This is a genomic window from Paenibacillus sp. FSL K6-3182, from assembly GCF_037976325.1.
Taxonomy (GTDB): domain Bacteria; phylum Bacillota; class Bacilli; order Paenibacillales; family Paenibacillaceae; genus Pristimantibacillus.
Map to the genome: position 1 here is coordinate 5005855 of NZ_CP150265.1, position 17634 is coordinate 5023488.

At 43.2% G+C, this 17634-nt stretch carries 13 protein-coding genes and 1 pseudogene; 4 read left to right on the forward strand and 10 right to left on the reverse strand.

Annotation, left to right across the window (positions count from 1 at the left end; all coding sequences use genetic code 11):
* Positions 1-10: 10 nt before the first annotated feature.
* The 3 genes and pseudogenes from MHH56_RS22255 to MHH56_RS22265 all read left to right on the forward strand — a co-directional run bounded on the left by MHH56_RS22255 (position 11) and on the right by MHH56_RS22265 (position 4403).
* On the forward strand, positions 11-2044 hold the full coding sequence (locus tag MHH56_RS22255) for a DUF5107 domain-containing protein (protein ID WP_339203869.1): 2034 nt from the start codon (positions 11-13) through the stop codon (positions 2042-2044).
* A gap of 421 nt (positions 2045-2465) precedes the next feature.
* Positions 2466-3704: pseudogene (locus MHH56_RS22260) on the forward strand (glycosyl hydrolase family 8); the annotation flags it as partial.
* Positions 3678-4403: a discoidin domain-containing protein gene (locus MHH56_RS22265; RefSeq protein ID WP_339209704.1), complete on the forward strand. Its 726-nt coding sequence runs from the start codon at positions 3678-3680 to the stop codon at positions 4401-4403. The pseudogene MHH56_RS22260 and the gene MHH56_RS22265, both read left to right, overlap by 27 nt.
* Positions 4404-4468: 65 nt before the next feature.
* Here the strand turns inward: MHH56_RS22265 and MHH56_RS22270 are convergent, their stop codons facing one another.
* From MHH56_RS22270 to bglX, 4 genes are all read right to left on the reverse strand, one after another.
* Positions 4469-5059 carry a TetR/AcrR family transcriptional regulator gene (locus MHH56_RS22270; protein ID WP_339203870.1) on the reverse strand — a complete coding sequence of 197 codons (591 nt, stop codon included), beginning with the start codon at positions 5057-5059 and terminating at the stop codon, positions 4469-4471.
* 51 nt (positions 5060-5110) lie between these two features.
* Positions 5111-5566 (reverse strand): VOC family protein, encoded by a 456-nt coding sequence (locus MHH56_RS22275; RefSeq protein WP_339203871.1) that lies wholly within the window; start codon positions 5564-5566, stop codon positions 5111-5113.
* 149 nt (positions 5567-5715) lie between these two features.
* The gene (locus MHH56_RS22280) at positions 5716-7518 is read right to left on the reverse strand and encodes a glycoside hydrolase family 3 N-terminal domain-containing protein (RefSeq protein ID WP_339203872.1); all 1803 of its coding nucleotides are present in this window, start codon (positions 7516-7518) and stop codon (positions 5716-5718) included.
* Positions 7519-8148: 630 nt separating this feature from the next.
* A complete protein-coding gene (gene bglX / locus MHH56_RS22285) occupies positions 8149-10323 on the reverse strand; it encodes a beta-glucosidase BglX (RefSeq protein ID WP_339203873.1) in 2175 nt (724 codons plus the stop codon).
* Positions 10324-10438: 115 nt separating this feature from the next.
* Between bglX and MHH56_RS22290 the strand changes: the two genes are divergently transcribed.
* Positions 10439-11233, forward strand: coding sequence for an AraC family transcriptional regulator (locus MHH56_RS22290; protein ID WP_339203874.1), 795 nt, complete (start codon positions 10439-10441; stop codon positions 11231-11233).
* Positions 11234-11297: 64 nt separating this feature from the next.
* On the opposite strand, the gene MHH56_RS22295 is transcribed toward MHH56_RS22290, so the two are convergent.
* The 6 genes from MHH56_RS22295 to MHH56_RS22320 all read right to left on the reverse strand — a co-directional run bounded on the left by MHH56_RS22295 (position 11298) and on the right by MHH56_RS22320 (position 17532).
* The gene (locus MHH56_RS22295; RefSeq protein WP_339203875.1) at positions 11298-12047 is read right to left on the reverse strand and encodes an N-acetylmuramoyl-L-alanine amidase; all 750 of its coding nucleotides are present in this window, start codon (positions 12045-12047) and stop codon (positions 11298-11300) included.
* A 179-nt stretch (positions 12048-12226) separates the two neighbouring features.
* On the reverse strand, positions 12227-13330 hold the full coding sequence (locus MHH56_RS22300; protein ID WP_339203876.1) for a hypothetical protein: 1104 nt from the start codon (positions 13328-13330) through the stop codon (positions 12227-12229).
* Positions 13327-14796, reverse strand: a complete 1470-nt coding sequence (locus MHH56_RS22305) for a HAMP domain-containing sensor histidine kinase (protein ID WP_339203877.1) — start codon at positions 14794-14796, stop codon at positions 13327-13329. Before MHH56_RS22305 ends, MHH56_RS22300 begins: the two co-directional genes overlap by 4 nt.
* The gene (locus MHH56_RS22310) at positions 14793-15488 is read right to left on the reverse strand and encodes a response regulator transcription factor (RefSeq protein WP_339203879.1); all 696 of its coding nucleotides are present in this window, start codon (positions 15486-15488) and stop codon (positions 14793-14795) included. Before MHH56_RS22310 ends, MHH56_RS22305 begins: the two co-directional genes overlap by 4 nt.
* 229 nt (positions 15489-15717) lie before the next feature.
* Positions 15718-16347 (reverse strand): hypothetical protein, encoded by a 630-nt coding sequence (locus MHH56_RS22315; protein ID WP_339203880.1) that lies wholly within the window; start codon positions 16345-16347, stop codon positions 15718-15720.
* 231 nt (positions 16348-16578) lie between these two features.
* On the reverse strand, positions 16579-17532 hold the full coding sequence (locus tag MHH56_RS22320; protein ID WP_339203881.1) for a cell wall hydrolase: 954 nt from the start codon (positions 17530-17532) through the stop codon (positions 16579-16581).
* Positions 17533-17634: the final 102 nt, after the last annotated feature.

The following is a 17634-nucleotide window of genomic DNA, read 5'->3' on the forward strand; positions in this document are numbered from 1 at the left end:
TTCATTCACCATGCGTGTATATCAATCTACCTTACGGATCGAAGGCTCAAGCATTGGCGATCAAAATCCGCTGCCGATGTTTCGGAATCGTCAAAAACATAGAGAAGTCAGTGATAACGGCACTCTCCCAAGCGAGCTGCGATCAAAGCTAGGATATGAAGCAGGGGAACGTTATTTACCCTACCGAATGCAGGATCGTTATACTAGAGATCGGAAAAATCTATTGCTAGAAACTATCGTGCTCGAAAATGAACATTTGCAGGCTGTTTTTTTACCTGCTTATGGTGGAAGATTGTATTCTCTTACGGAGAAAAAAACGAATCGCAGCCTTCTCTATACGAATCCGGTGCTGCAGCCTGCCAACCTAGCCATATTGAACGCTTGGTTCTCTGGAGGAATCGAGTGGAATATCGGTCAGCTCGGACATACGTTTACCACATGCTCCCCCGTTCATGCAGCCATTCTGCAAGATGAGAACGGAAATGATTTTCTAAGGCTCTATGATTACGAGCGCTGTAAAAACGCATTTTGGCAAATTGACTTTCATCTGCCCGCCGATTCAAACAAGCTCATTCTTTATGTGCGGATCATTAATGACAATGAAAAGTCGGTTCCGATGTACTGGTGGACGAACATCGCTGTAGAGGAAACACCGCAAGCCCGTCTTTTTTCATCAACAGATGAAGTCATTTATATTGACCATAAAGTGAAAGGATTTGGCCTTGGCAAGCTGCCTTATCTGCCGACTGTACCGGGCAAGGACGTCACCTATCCGCTGAGCTTTCCTTTCTCTAATGAATATTTCTTTCAAACGCCGGCAATCTGTGATGCGCCTTGGGAAGCTGTCGCTTATGAGGATGGACGATTGTTTTATGAACGCTCCACCTCTCTTCTCCGTTATCGCAAAATGTTTTGCTGGGGAAACCATGCCGGAGGAAGACGATGGTGCGATTATCTTGCTAACCCCGGTGAAGGAAATTACATTGAAATTCAAAGCGGCTTAGCTCCAACGCAGCTGCATGGACTTGATATGCCTGCTCAATCGGAGTGGGATTTCACACAAGTAATCGGCATGACCGATATTAAAATCGACAAAGCCCACCAACAGGATTGGAATCAGGCGAATCAATACATTCGAGATTGTGTCGATCATCATATCGATGCCGAAGAAATGGATAAGCTGCATGAGTCCATGCGAATTCTCGCACAACAAGCGCCTGAGCAAGTCCTTTATACGGGCTCTCCATGGGGTGCACTAGAACAGCTGCGCCGAGAACTCAAGGAAAATCGAACGATTCCTGAAGGCTTTTATTTTACGAAGTTAAGCACAGCGCCCGAAGCCGAGCATAGCGATTGGCTCGCCCTTCTTGAAACAGGAACGCTTCCAGTCCACGACGTGCAAGAAGTGCCGAAAGCATGGATGGTTCAGGATGAGTGGCTAACTCTGCTTGAAGAGAGCCTTGAGCACCAAGAGAACCAATCATGGAACGCTTATATGCATTTGGGCATCATGCTTTATGAGCGAGGAATGGAGCAGGAAGCTATCGATGCATGGGAGAAATCGATAGACATTCAACCATCCCTATGGGTGTATCGAAACCTAGCAGAAGCGATGAAATATGCCTCGCGAATCGATCTGGCGCTTGCCTACTGGAAGAAAGCCTATCTCGTTTCCAACTCGTTCCCTGATCGAGCTTTGGCTGAAGAATATTTAAATTTGCTCATTGCTGACAAACAGTACGAAGAGGCATGGCAAATGTACAATGAATTGCCTGAAGCCTATTCGAGCAGTGACCGCATTCAAATTATAGTAGGCGTTGCTGCACTTGAGCTTGAACAGGATGCGTTCGTGAAGCAATTGTTCCTTAAGGAATTTGCGGTCATACGTGAAGGTGAAATATTAATCATAGAGCTATGGTATAAATACAATGCCAAGAAGCTTGCACAATCAAGGAATGAATCCTATTCCGAAATACATCTTAAAGAGGCGAAAAATAAATTTCCGCCGCCAACCAATATTGACTTCAGAATCATAGGTGAATAAAAAGATGACGGTGCGTAGTAACGTACCGTTTTTCTGTGCTTTGAGAATGCTGCCTCGCCCTATTCTGTTCCGTTTTAGGCATAATATAAAAATTGAAATTGGCTGTAGACATATACAAATTTTGTGTGTTACATTGATTAACATAGAGGCATGAACGAAAAACAACCATCAAGAATGGATGGCTAGAAGTAACTGGGTTGATTCTATAGTGTGTCCTGCACCTTTAGTCTCATCTGAATTACTTTTTTTATAGGCCTAAAGTTAAAGCGCTTAAATGTTTTATTTTTTTGCGTTTAAATTAAAGCGCTTTAATTTTGTTTAAGCTTGATTACATGCAAAGGAGGCTGCGAATCTGTCGACGGTTATACAACTATAATTTTAGGAGGAGTTTTAATTGTGCACTTTAAAAGCAAACAAAAGTATGATGAAATGGATGGGCCATGTCTTTCTCTGTTCAGCGATGCTTCTAACTTTATTGGGTGCACCCGCTCCACTTCAAACGAAGGTGCATGCTGCAGGAGAGCTTAGACCATTTCCACAGCAGCTGAGCTATCCTGGCATTATAAAACCTAACCATGTCACTCAGGCAGCTATGAATACAGCAGTTTCGAGTTATTATACTTACTGGAAATCAACCTATTTAAAAAATAACCTCTCCTCATTGCCTGGCGGCTATTATGTCAAAGGGGATATTACCGGCGACGCTGATGGTTATGATCCGCTTGGCACTTCAGAGGGGCAAGGCTATGGCATGGTCATCACCGCTTTGATGGCAGGTTTTGATTCAAATGCCAAAACCATTTATGACGGCCTATTCAAAACCGCTAGAGCTTTTAAGAGTTCAGGCAACTCAAATCTTATGGGCTGGGTTGTTGCAGATGCTGCTGGAGCACAAGGACATTTTGGCTCCGCTACCGATGGTGATTTGGACATCGCTTATTCCTTAATACTTGCTGACCAGCAATGGGGATCAGCTGGCACGATAAATTATTTGGCAGAAGCCAAAAAAATGATTACGAACGGTATCAAGGCGAGCAATGTCACGACGAATAACCGCCTGAACCTTGGCGATTGGGATGCTAAGAGTGCATTAAATACCCGTCCCTCCGACTGGATGCTCTCGCATTTAAGAGCTTTTTATGAGGTGACTGGAGATCAAACCTGGTTGAATGTCATTAACAACTTGTACACTGTTTATAGTCAGTTCTCAAGCGCCTATTCAGCTAGCACAGGGCTGATTTCAGATTTTGTTGTCGACAATCCTCCAAAGCCAGCTCCACAAAACTACTTAGATGAATTTCCAGAAACTAACGAATACAATTACAATGCAAGCCGGGTTCCATTAAGAATCGTAATGGACTATGCTTTCTACGGCGACACGAGAGGCCGAGATATTGCTAACAAAATGGCCGTATGGATCAAAGGAGCCACAAGCGGCAATCCGAATAACATTAAAGATGGATATAAACTAAATGGCGGAGTTAGCGGTTCCTACGCAACTGCTGTTTTTGTATCGCCGTTTATTTCAGCAGCAACCACGAGCAGCACGCACCAAGCATGGGTAAATGCAGGATGGGATTGGATGAAAAACAAAAAAGAATCCTATTTCAGCGATTCCTTCAATTTGCTTAATATGTTATTCATTTCAGGAAACTGGTGGATACCAACTGCTGGTGGAACTACGGACACCCAGGCACCTACTGCACCAGCGAATTTGACTGCATCCGCTGCATCAAGCAGCCAAATTAATTTGAACTGGTCAGCTTCTACCGACAATGTTGGCGTATCAGGTTATCAAGTATTTCGCGGCGGCACATTAGTAGGCTCTCCTTCTGGCACGACCTATACTGACACTGGCCTAAACGCTTCCACGTCATATAGTTATACAGTGAAGGCCATTGATGCTGCGGGCAATCTTTCTGCGAGCAGCAATACAGCCAGCGCAACAACGAGTCCGAATTCAACAACAACGAACCTTGCTTTAGGCAAGACCGCTGTAGCAAGCTCAATTGAGGGAACAGGATTTGAAGCTTCCAAAGCGACGGATGGCAATTCGACGACAAGATGGGCGAGTGTTGAAGGAAGCAACAACGAGTGGATTTACGTAGACCTTGGTTCCATTCAAAACGTCAACCGTGTGAAATTAAACTGGGAAGCCGCTTACGGTAAAGGCTATAAAATCCAAGTTTCCACAAATAGTACAACTTGGACAGATGCTTTTACAACGACAACAGGCAATGGAGCCATCGATGATATTACGTTTGCATCCAAAAGCGGAAGATATGTAAGAGTGCTTTGCACGGCACGAGGTACAGCTTACGGATACTCACTTTTTGATTTCGAGGTATACGGCTCTTAATAGGTAAACACATACAAAGCCTGACCGATAACTGTCGGTCAGGCTTTGTGTTGTTTGTCTCTCATTTAACGAAGGCCGTCTAGAAGCTTACGCAGCGTCTGCAAACAATCCTCCATCGCTTCAGCAGCCTCAGCAGTATCCGATATTTGCGCGAGCCAAAGCGCCGCTTCATTCATAGCTCCCGACAACAAATGAGTGGCAGCATCCAGACGAACACCCTTAAGGTAGCCCTGCTGCTGCATCATTTCCAGCTGTTCTAGCAGCAATTTCATCGACTGCTGCTCATCCAGAAGCCGCCACTCCTCCCAGCCAAGCACGGCAGGACCATCGATTAGCATGATCCGCCTGTTTTGCGGCTCGATTGCGACAGTCACAAATGCGCGGCATCCCAGACATAATTGCTCCCACAAATCATCGCTAAGGGAAGCCTCTTCCTCCAGCCGTTGCGCTACTTCAGACTGAACTAGTGAAAGCACCGCTCGGAATAAACCTTTTTTACTGCCAAAATGGTGATAAACAGCCCCCCGTGTGACCTCAGCGTCTTTGGCTATTTCCTCTAGTGAACTGTCCGCAAACCCGAAAGTGGTAAAATGATGCCTTGCCACTTCCTCTAGCTTATGAATCGTCTCTTCCGTATCTTTTTTCGTTTTCCTCATCCAGTTGCTCCTATTTTCTTAAAGCTCAGAAGGAGCTTTAAGCAAGCTTATTTAATTATCCGCTGCTGCTCCCTCTTGCTGCCACAATGCTTGCACATAGTTCATACTTTCTTCCTCCGAGGGCGGAATAATTGCAATGACATCTATTAATACGCCGCCGGGATCAGAGAGAATAAAGTGCCGTTGCCCAAAGTCCTCATCGCGAATATCCTGCTCCAAAGACAGCTTCGCGTCAAGGACCAAGCGCTTGTACTCACTATCTACATTATCAACTTCCATGTTAAGAATCAATCCTTCAGCTCTCTTACGATAGCTCGCGGGAACCGTGGAATGACTTGCTGATAACAGCGCTAATTCATAAAAGCATTGCCCTTCACCCGTCTTCCGCAAGCTCACATACCAGTCGGACTCGTACACAACTTCAAAACCAAAGTAACGTTGATAAAAATCAGCACTTTTCGCTACATCCTGTGACATCACAACTGGATAAAAACTGTTCATTTTCAAATGGAAGCTCTCCTTTAGTATTTATAGGATTGAATACAGTTCGATATTAACATACGTACAGTATGTATGTAAATAGTTTTGTTATTTACTCTGGCCGATCGCAAAAAAATGACCTTCCGGTAATGAAGAAGGTCATTTCTTATGTCAGGCTAGCGATAGCTCAATCCAAAGTTTCTTGAGTATTCGTTATTTAAGGTCACAGGCAGCTTCCCCTGTGGCTTGGAACCAAATATAACCTTCACAGCAGCTTCCCACGATATCGGAATCGGTGTTATCCAGTACCAATTATCAAGCGCATAAGTCGAGACATATGCCTTCACGTTCGGATATCCCAAAATATCGCTTGGGTTTCCCAGGGAGACAGCTGCTACCGGCTTTCCAGTTGCAAGTAATCCGTTCACCAGATCCACTTGCCCTTGCGGTATTTGCTGATCCGACTTCGTAAAAACAATAATTCGATCTGCATTTTCAGCCTTCTCAACCGCTTTCTTAACCGCTGACCTTGTAGCATCTAACACTTCTCCCGCAGCTTCTGCTGCCTGATAAGAAATGACTTTGCCTTTGCTTATTTGCCTAACTGCTTCTGCAATCTGATCTGCATAAGCCATACTTACGACAAGCGTTGTCTGATTTGCTTCCGCATCAAATGGAAGGACATTTTCATTTTTGATGAGCGTTATGGATTCCAATGCCATTCGCTCAGATAACTCACGGTGTTCTTTTTTCCCTACTGCTTGGCTCACATGATCAATGTCTACCAAACGATGCTCAAACATCTCTAGCTTGAATTTATAGGTCAGTATCCGTTCCACCGATTCATCCATTCGGCTTCTCTCGAGCTTACCAGCCTGCAATGCTTCATAAAGGGACTCCAACGTATCGAATTGATCAGCTTCAGAGCCATTTGCCATGACGATATCTGCTCCCGCATTGATGGCCATAACCGCTGCTTCGCCCGCTCCCCAATTGTCGGATATCGCTTGCATCACCATAGCGTCTGTGACAATGATCCCTTTAAAACCCATTTCCTTTCTCAACAATCCTGTAAGAACTTTCTTTGAAAGTGTCGCAGGAAGTTCAGCATCAATTGCTTCAATAATAATATGTGAAGTCATAATAGACTCGATTCCTTGGTTGATTACTGCTTGAAATGGAGGGAGATGCACGGTCCGCAGCACTTCTTCGCTGTAAGACACTTTTGATAATGACATATGAGTATCAAAACCTGTATCCCCATGCCCTGGAAAATGCTTGGCGCTGGATATCATTCCTTCGCTTTGATAACCCCTCACCTCTGCAACAGCCATATCGCTTACAAGCTTCGTGTCTTCTCCAAAAGACCGAACCCCAATCACTGGGTTCATCAGGTTCGAATTGACATCAACGACCGGCGAGAAACTCCAGTGAAAACCCATTGCTTTGGATTCAACAGCCGTCAAGCGCGCAGCTTGTTCTGCATAATCCACATTTTGTGTAGCTCCAATTGCCATCTGCCTTGGCAGTACCGTTGCCTCATCAGGTACTCTTTGAGCAGCGCCGTATTCCAAATCGCCAGAAATAAATAGAGGGATACCTAATCTGGATTCAGATCCCAGTTGCTGGAGCGCATTAGTAAACCGGGCAGTACCGGCAGCAGAATTCATTCGTCGATTCAAGAGGGCACTGCCTACACCGTATTCCTTGATCATTTTATTTGAGAACGAATCCGCTTGACCCGTAGGTGTATACATCACAAGCTGGCCTATCTTTTCCTTGTCCGTCATTTGACTTACAAGCTGTTTAGCTTTACTCGCATTGGATATCTCTTTGTCTGTAGATTCCGAAGGTGATGGTGTTTGAGCCGTTTCGGGTTCATTACTCTTTTTTTGGAAGTCAATCGGTGTTATTACGAATATTACAGCTATGGCGATAACCATTACAAATGTAAATAACATAACTGATCGCTTCTTCATCGTTACCTTCCTTTGCTTATTCATTTCGAATGATATGAGTTAATACTTCCCATATGTTCCGAATAAATCCCCTTCATTCACAGTTCTTGCCTAGTGTAGCACGACCATTTTTAGGAGAACAATATTGGAAATTCATTATTTATTATAGTTATCCATGCTTTTAAATTTGCTCAAAAAACAACACTTGTCAGACTACAACTAACGAACCCAGCAGCACTTATTTAAAGCATTCGTAGTGGAATAAAATTGTAACGAACTCCAGAAACGTTATTTCGAGAAAAACAGCCCATTAGACCCTGTAAACCTTGTAATAGCGCCAATAAGGTTCGTTAAAATCTGAGAACAATCGTTTTCTGCATAATAAGCATGATACAGTTCCTTAGAGAGTCGACTTGGGCTGACTAGAGCAAATCTATCCTTGTATCGCTGCATCGCTGCATGCCAAAAGTAAGTCTAGTGCTTCGCTTGCCCATAATCGGTTTAAGCAAACAATCATTCACCAAAAAAAATAGCGGTGAAGGGACAGCCCTTCACCGCTATTTTTTCATGTTCTATAATATCTCTGCTCAAAGAGAGAGATCACTCAGGCGAGTTAACTACTACTGCTGGAACAGCTTCCCCCGTTCACAATTACTCTACTGTGATTTCACCGATCAAGCCCTTCTCGGAATGAGGACCAACCATCAGCTGGAAAACGCCAGGCTCAACCGACAAACGGTCATCTGCTCCTATGATTGCAAGCTCCGAAGGGGTTACCGAGAATGTCACCGTCTTCATCTCACCGGCACTTAAGCTCACCTTGGCAAAACCTTTTAGTTTCTTGAGAGGCTGTGTCACGCTTGCCGCTGCATCACGAATGTACAGCTGTACTACTTCTTCACCTGTAACGCTGCCTGTATTCGTAACATTTACAGAAACAGATACGGAATCCGAGCTGCTTATGCGAGATGAGCTCACGACAAGATTGTTATAATCAAAGTCGGTATAGCTCAGACCGTACCCGAACGGATATAATGCTTGCACTGGAGCATCGATATATCTTGAAGAATATACGCCTCCTGGAGGACGTCCTGTGTTCTTCCTGTAATAATAAAGCGGGATTTGTCCTACACTCCGCGGAAATGTTGCTGTCAGCTTGCCGCTTGGGTTATAGTCACCAAACAAGACATCAGCTATTGCATTGCCGCTTTGAATACCTAAGTGCCATGCTTCTACAATTGCTGTTGCCGTGTCATCCAGCCAAACGGTTGTCAGCGGACGGCCATTGAACAAAACAATGATAACCGGCTTGCCCAGCTGTATTGCTGCTTCAACGAGCTCACGCTGCTTACCCGGCAAGTCCAGTTCTGATCTGGAGTTTCCTTCACCGCTCATCGTCAGACTTTCGCCTACTGCAATAATAGCAGCATCCGCCCCAGCAACTGCTGCCAGAGCCTGTTCAAAGCCGCTCTCGTCTTCACTTTCAATGCCGCAGCCTTCCGCATATAGCAGCTGTGTGTCTGGCGATACTTTCGCCTTAATGCCATCAAGCAGTGAAACGACATCATCCGCATTGCCGTCGGCTGCCCAGCAGCCAAGAGGATCTTTCGTGTTCGTTGCCATCGGTCCAATAACAGCCAGCGTTTTCAGCTGCTTAGAAAGAGGCAGTATACGATTATCATTTTTAAGCAGAACGATAGACTCTCTTGCTGCCTCGCGCGCCAATGCCACATGCTCCTCTGACAAAATAACACTTTGGCTTCGTTCTGGATTTACGTATGCATTCTCGAACAATCCAAGCTTCATCTTTACAGCTAAAATTCTGCCTACAGCGGCGTCGATCAGACTCTCGGCAACCCGTCCCTCTTGAACGAGCTTCGGCAAGTATTTGTAGAATATGCCTGAATGCATATCCATATCCGTACCCGCTTTAATCGCAATTTCACACGCTTCCTCCGCGTCTTTGGCAACACCATGAGTGATTAATTCACCTAGAGCATTGTAATCACTAACGATAACACCTTCAAAGCCCCATTCCTCACGTAAAATAGTCGTAAGCAAATAACGGTTGGCACATGCAGGAATGCCATTCAATTCATTAAAGGATGCCATAATGCTAAGCGCTCCAGCTTCAACCGCTTTACGAAACGGTGGCAAAATAACTTCACGCAGCACGCGGTCCGAGACGTCTACCGTATTATAATCCCTGCCCGCTTCCGCAAATCCATATCCGGCAAAATGTTTAGGACAGCTCGCTACAGAGAGGCTTTCGCTTGAAGCATCATCGAGCTCGGCGCCCTCAACCCACGCTTTTGCCATAATCTCGCCTACATAAGGGTCTTCTCCCATCGTTTCGGCAATTCTTCCCCATCTAGGATCTCTCGTAATATCGATCATCGGCGCAAACACCCACGAAATACCGTCGGAAGCTGCTTCCTTAGACGCTGCTGCTGCTGTTCTTCTAATCAGATCTGGGTTCCAGCTTGCCGATTGAGCGAGTGGAATAGGGAATACTGAACGGTAGCCGTGAATAACGTCTCTCCCAACGATCATCGGTATGCCAAGGCGTGACTTTTCAATGGTTTGTTTTTGCAGTGTATTCGCTTGTTCAACGCCCGATAAATTAAACAACGAGCCTAACATTCCTTTATCGATGAGATCCTTCATGATTAGATTGATCTCACCGCCGGCATCCGGATTTATCGCATGAAAGCCCCAGTCAAATTGCGACATTTGGCCAATTTTTTCTTCTAATGTCATTTGGGAAATAAAGGACAATACTTTCTCTTTTATTTCCGACGAGAACAACTTCTTGTTTCCTGCCATCGATAACAACTCCTTCATGTATATACTGTCCATTATGAAGGAAATAGACAGGCATGTGTAGAAACAAACTAATGATAAACATCAACGATCTGCTTATGGAAGAGGAGAAACAGTCATGAAGGAAACTGGAATAAAGCTCGATTATTGTGCCTTTATGTACCATAATACGCCTTTTAGACATACCTATAAATCCGGCCTCGAAACCTATATCATTCGATTGCAGACTGAAGGCTTATGCCAAGCATTGATTGCAGGGCAGGTCGATATCATCGAGCCTGGTGACCTTCTTCTGTTTGCCCCTGGTGAAGTTTATGATCTGAGAATTGGCGAGCTTGGGCCAAGCGGAGACTATTATGTGATCTGCAGCGGTCCTTGGCTTGATGAATGGTGGAAGCTTCAGCGAAGACCTCAAAAAACAAAAATAGGTGAGAACGGCAGAATAGCGGCTTTATGGCAGCAATTAATATTAGAAAGCAGGCGGCATGACGGCGGGAATCCTGAACTATTATGTACGCTGATGCAATCACTTTGCTATTTGCTCGATAGAGCTATAGATGAAGCAACCTCCTACAACTCCGGTCCAAAGCTGCTGGCATATAAAATAAAGCTTTATATCGAGGAGCATGCAGCGATTCCGTTTACTTTAACCGATGCTGCGAAACATACGGGACTAAGCGTATCCCGCTCTGTTCAGTTGTTCAAATCTGAATTCGGCATGTCCATCATGCAATATGCCCAGAAGGTGCGTCTGGCGATGGCGCTTGAATTAATGGGCAAAAGTCCGCTTACGCTCGAACGCATTGCCGAAGAAACTGGATTCGGCAGCTATACTTACTTCCATCGCGTGTTCCAGCGATATTACGGCATCTCACCTGGCGCATACCGAAAACAAATGACAGAGAAACAATAAGCCACGTCCAGAGGACGTGGCTTATTGTTTCATTTCCTTTTTTATAAAACGGTTTGTATTCGAATTAGGATTGAATGATTGCCTCTTCTGAATTGTTTTTAAAATATTGCTTCAAACCTTCAACAATAGCTTTCGCAGCACGATCTTGTCCATCTTCTCCAAGTAAAACTGCTTCTTCAGCGGGGTTTGTCAAATAACCTACTTCGAGCAAAATCGCCGGCACCTTGCTTAGTGAAAGAACCTTTAACTCTTCATTTCGTATTCCGCGATCCCGAAAGCCCATTGCCTTTACAACCTGATTGTGCATGGTCTGAGCTAATTCTATATTTTCATCAAAACGATAAAACGTTTCAATTCCACCAACATTCTCGTCCTTATAGGTGTTCGCATGAATGGATAGAAGAACATCTGCTTCCATTTGATTCGCTATATCAGGACGTACGTCCAGATCAATAAACGTATCATCATTCCGAGTTAGATGTGGCTCAAACATGTTCTCTTGCTTTAACAGCTCGTACACTTTCTGAGATAGCGATAGTGTAAAATGTTTTTCCCTTTTCCCGCTAGCTCCTTCCGCCCCAGGATCTTTGCCGCCATGTCCTGCATCAATGACAACTTTGTATATCCTATCTGGTTTTCCATCCAAGGATTGCTGCTTCGTTGGAACAATTGGCGGATTGGCTGACAGAGCTTGCGACTTTTCTTCTTTGTTTGCGGCAAAGCCAATTAAAGTTACACTAATTAAAACTAGAGTGAATAAAAGCACTATAAGCCTGACTATACGCGATTTTCGTTTTTTCGTATACGAGTACATGTTGTCCTCCTAAGTAATAGATGTTTAGCAGCTTCTTTATTTATACATAATCCTCATTTCGAGCACTTCTCCAATTTGTAAACAAGTTGTATCTAAAAATGTTGAAATCCGTCGTCATATGAAACACAAAAAAACAGCCATCACCGATGGAAGCAGTGATGGCTGTTTAGAAACATGTTTTATTTGAACTCAATGATGTAATTCATCGGTAACTGTACGGATAATTGGCTTTTAACTTGAGCGTCAAATGACTTCCAGCCGCTCAAATAGAGCTTGTTGCCCGATGGACTCCACTCCATTTGACCCGGATTTATTCCTTTGAATACCTCCTGTTCATTCAAAAGATTGTTTCCTTGCAATTTGGCAATATAGATATTCAGCGAATCTTTCGAGTAAGCAATATATTTGCGATCTCTTGTTAAACGGAAATTACCCACTTGCTCACCTAAAATCGTGGTAGCTTTATTGCGGCGATCATATGCAAACAGCAAATTGTTCTCGCTGACAAACAAAATTTGATCATTATTGAGAAAGTCTACCGTCCCATCACGATTCAACAGATGATTATACAAACTGGAAATTCCAGTGCCGTCTATTTTACCGAACAAAATCGATTGTCCATCATACATTTGTCTGATGATCAATACCGTTTCTCCATTATCAGAAATTTTCACATATCTCGACCAGCTTTTCTCACTTTCATACGGAACATCATATTTCTTCATCTTTTTAGTCGTAACGTCGTAAACGGCAAGCTTTTCTACTTTCTGATCATCCCATATGAAAAAAGAGAGATACCGGCTGTTGTTAGACCAGATCATCGTAGCCGACAAAGAGTCCTGCATATCCTCGACAGTAATCGCCTTGCCATCAATCTGGCTGTAGATCTTCAGGGTTCTGTTTTTGTTATTATCCCAACCGTATACTGCGATTTTAAGCCCATCTGGGGACACCATGCTTGCTTCTGAATATTGATTGAAATTCATAACCTCTTTCATCGTCTGATTCTTATAATCAAAGCGCTGCAAGGTTTGAGTAAAATCTATATTTTTGAGCATGCCTAGAATCTGCTCATTGTCTGTCCATCCGAGAATTTGGATTTCACTCTCATCTTCCTCAAACATGCGATAGATTTTGCTTACTTCAAAATCACCGTTCGAATGGGCCAATTCTGGTGCCGCTTCTGTATCTGGTATAACGACGGTTCTTGAATTAAATTTCGTAGATGCGCAGCCCGACAAAATAACGAAGATAAGCAGAGCAAATATTGATTTTCTAATCATGAGGTCACCTGCTTGTTATCAAATTGCGGGATGTGAACAATTACGCTTGTTTCTCTATCCTCGCTTTGGATTTGAATGGTTCCTTGATGCTCTTCAACAATGGCTTTGCAAATGCTAAGCCCCAATCCGCGGCTCCCGACTTCTTTCACAAGACGACCATTTTCTCTATAAAAGGGTTCATAAATGCGGGCTAAATGTTTTGGTGCAATGACATCTCCCTGATTTATAAAAGTGAATTGTATGACCTCGGAGATCAGACCTGCCTTCACTATAATTTCAGAGGAAGCATCGCTGTATTTAATCGCATTATCAATCAAGTTGATAAACAGCTGTCTTAATTTAGTTGGACTGCCCTCAATGATGAGATGATCTTCTAATTCGCAAACAATATTTTTGTTATACTTTTGGGCTTTAAACGCCATACCTTCACAAACGCTTAGCAAAATAAACCCTGCATCAACCATTTCATAGGATGCTTTAGAATCTGTTTCCTTAGACAACTCCAATAGCTGCAAAACCATTTCGTGAAGGCGAGCACTTTCATCCGCTATATGCGCAATACCTTTCTCGAAAAAAACCTCATCATTTTGCCCATTGTCTTTGATCATCTGCGCGTAGCCCATGATAGAAGTTAGAGGTGTTTTCAGCTCATGGGTAACATTGTCGTAAAATTGCTTGCGATGTTGGTTTAACTCTTTAAGGCGGTCACGGTCCTTTTCTATTTTGCCAATTTGAAGTCTAATTTTCTCAATCATTTGATTGAAGTTATGAGCAAGCTTGCCCAGCTCGTCCTTTCGGTTTAAAGAGATATGGACATTAAGATTGCCGTTTATCACTTCCGTTGAAACTTTGGTCATCTTGACGATGGGCAGTGTAATGTTCCAGAACAATGCATAACAAAGCAGCAAGCCCATAGCGAAGATAGCGATCGTGACATACAAAATGACATCTAATATTTGCCTGCTGTTCTCATAAAGCATCGATACGTCTTTGGAAAATCGTAAAATACCTATTTTTTCACCGTCAATTACAACAGGATATGAAAAATAGATCGTAGATATTTTTTCTTGATGGGAGATGGTATAAGCGGTTTCTCCCTTGAGAGCATGCTTGAAATCGTCTCCAAGTGGACTCATGAAGGGAGCACTGTCCGATGCAGCAAGCTGCTTGCCCTTTAATGAATAAACAGCCACTTGGCTAGACGTAATGTTTTTCAAATCAACAACCAACTCTTTAGACATCTGCTCGAAATAAATTTCATCATGACTGTAATGATTGATCATAAACGTCTGTTTTACATAAACATTGCTGTTTTTCTTCATCGTATTCAAATCCTGCGTAATGATGGTTTCGTTGCTGGATTCAATAATTTGCATGACAAAATGATGCAGCAGCAATAGCGAGGTGAAAAAAATAACTAACAATCCGATTAAAAACTTAACCTTGATAGACTGTACCATATTCATTCCACATTCTTCTCGAATTTGTACCCGACACGAAATACCGTAGTGATTATGTCATTGGCATCAAGCTTTTTGCGCAAACGCTGAATATGAATATCCACGGTTCGAGTATCACCAAAATAATTATAGCCCCATACTAAATCAAGCAAATTTGAACGAGTAAATACGCGTCCTCTAGAGCTCGTCAAAGTCATCAATAGGTCAAATTCTTTTGGTGTCAGCTCAATGAGCTCATTGTCTTTTTTGACCATTCTTTCGGGCACATTAATTTCTATCGTTTTGAACTTGATGATTGCTGGCGCTGCTTCTTCGTTCACAGCCGTTATAGGATTGATTCTGCGCAGTAATGTACGAATGCGGACGATTACTTCACGCATATCAAATGGTTTCGTAATATAGTCGTCGGCGCCAAGCTCCATTCCGATAACTTTGTCGGAAATATCAGACCTAGCCGTAATCATGATGATCGGAAGGATGTATTTCCCCATAATTTGCTTGCAAATATCAAGTCCGCTTTGATCGGGAAGCATCCAATCAAGCAGCAGCAGATCTGGCTTGAACTCTTCGATTTCTCTTAAGCCATCCTTGCCGTTATGCGCAAGCTTGGTTTGAAATCCCTCTTTCTGCAAGCCATATGCAAGCAAATCAGCTATCGCTTCTTCATCTTCTATAATTAATATTTTGGTAAGCTCCATTCGTTCATCTCCATTCACCCTTGATCGTATCACAGCCTCGTTTTCACAAACAACTAAGCCCACAAAAGTTTACAGTATTGAAACAAGTCGGATGCATAACAGTTGGATATACTTAGCATGCGCAAAAAAGCAAATATCGACTATTAAAATTTGAAGTTGCTCGCTGTTTACGAATAAAAAAAACGCAACCCTTATCGGGTTGCGCTAAATACATTTTGATTCGTAAATGTTAGCCTATGCCATGTTCTTTTCGGATGTTGTACATTTCTTGAATCAACAGATCTCCTGGATCCCGGTTCAACTGCAAATGAATCAACAAGAAATGCAAAGAAATCGCACATACGTTATTTCCGCCTGTGAGCGCCGGAAATCCAGCTTCAAAGACTGGACCGTGGTCTTCCTTCCAAGCCAGACCTGCATGTACCTGCTCCGCAGCAAACTCTTCCGTTACTGCTTTTATACATTCCGGTACGAGTATGTTGTCAATTATCGCTTTAGCCTCAGCTTCAGTCGTTGCTGGTTTTGGGAGGGGCTTGCCACCCTTCGTCTCCATAAGTTCAACGAAAAAGGAAGACATCCATACTGCAGGGTCATTGTCCGATTGGAACCTGTTAAGCAACTCATGCAGAAAAAAACCGCAGGAATATCTACTACCCGACTCATCCTTCACATGAAATATAAAAACTGGGCCATAATCATGGAAATTCGAAACCTGTGCCTCAACATCGTTATAATGCATTCTTAAAGCTGCAAGGCCATTATCGTAAACAGCTTTTATAAGCTCCGCCCATTCTTCCTTGGACATCTCTGTTTCCTCGCTATTTACTTCCAAGTCAGTTGTCTCATTGTTTAAGTTCATAGTTCCACCTGTCTCCTATCATACTATCATCCTGTAAAGTAGGCTTCATTGCGATCATATCATACGGCAACTCTACTGCAAATCTATTATAGATTACCACAAATGGTTTCAGTCATCCAACAACGATACGGCAGCTCTGTCTTCATCCTCTTAACAACAAGGGGAACAAATCCATTGGACTTGTTCCCCTTGTTTTCTGCACCTTGCAATGGTTCAGCGGCAATCTTACAACTATTTTGCAAAGCTATGATTGTCGATTGTCACAATAACATCTAAGCTGGACCAAAACGATCCTTTGGAAATATCGGGATTGAAGAAATAAACGGCATTCTCCACATTATTTTTACCGTTAAGCGCATCTTTCGCTGCACGAAGTGAGCTTGCGTTTGGCTTACTTTTATCTAAGAGTCCATTATGCGCTGGAGGAAACTGCTTGCCTGAATAAATGACGTCGCGTATCGTATCCGGAAACCGCTCATCCTTCACTCTGTTTAATATGACATTCGCTAATCCAAGCTGTCCTTCATAGGATTCATTGCCTGCTTCAACCATCGTAATCTTAGCAAGCAGCATATAATCCGCATCAGTGAACGGTTTTGCTATTTGATCAACATTTGAAGGAATGATGACCTTGAGCTTTGTTCCCGGCTTGATCTTCGCCTTGCTATCGAGTCCATTCCATTTGAGCAGTTCTGATTTGGTGCTGCCAAACTCCTTGCTGATCTCATCCAAGCCGTACTCTTCTGTAATTACAGCAGGCTGTACTTTTATAAGTTCAATAACGTTTGACTCTGCATTCAACACCACGTTAGCATGCAGCATTTCTGACAATTGGCGCAGAGGAGCATACAGCCTATTGTCCTTTAAAAATGGCACCGCGTCCAATTTATAACGGGCTTCGTTAAAATATACGACTGGTACTCCATTTCCCAGCACAACTTTATCTTTGATTTCTGTATGTATTGTTACTTCTTCGTTTACATTATCCCAGCTCGACTTCGCACCGAACATATCAGCTATGCGGGCTACCGGAACAAACAATCTTCCTTCTGACATATAAAGCGGATCTGTTATCTTCACTATTTTCCCATTAAATTTAATCGTCCAATCATCCGCAGCAGCTGCATTCCCTGCATGGACACTCGACATAGGTCCGATACAAAGCAGAAACAAACCCAATATCATGGTGATTATAAGACCTCTAATCCGCTTGGCATCCCTGATCATGCGTACCTCCCAGTTAATTAAGTTGGTGTAAAATCCAACGTTCATCTTCTGGGCAAAATT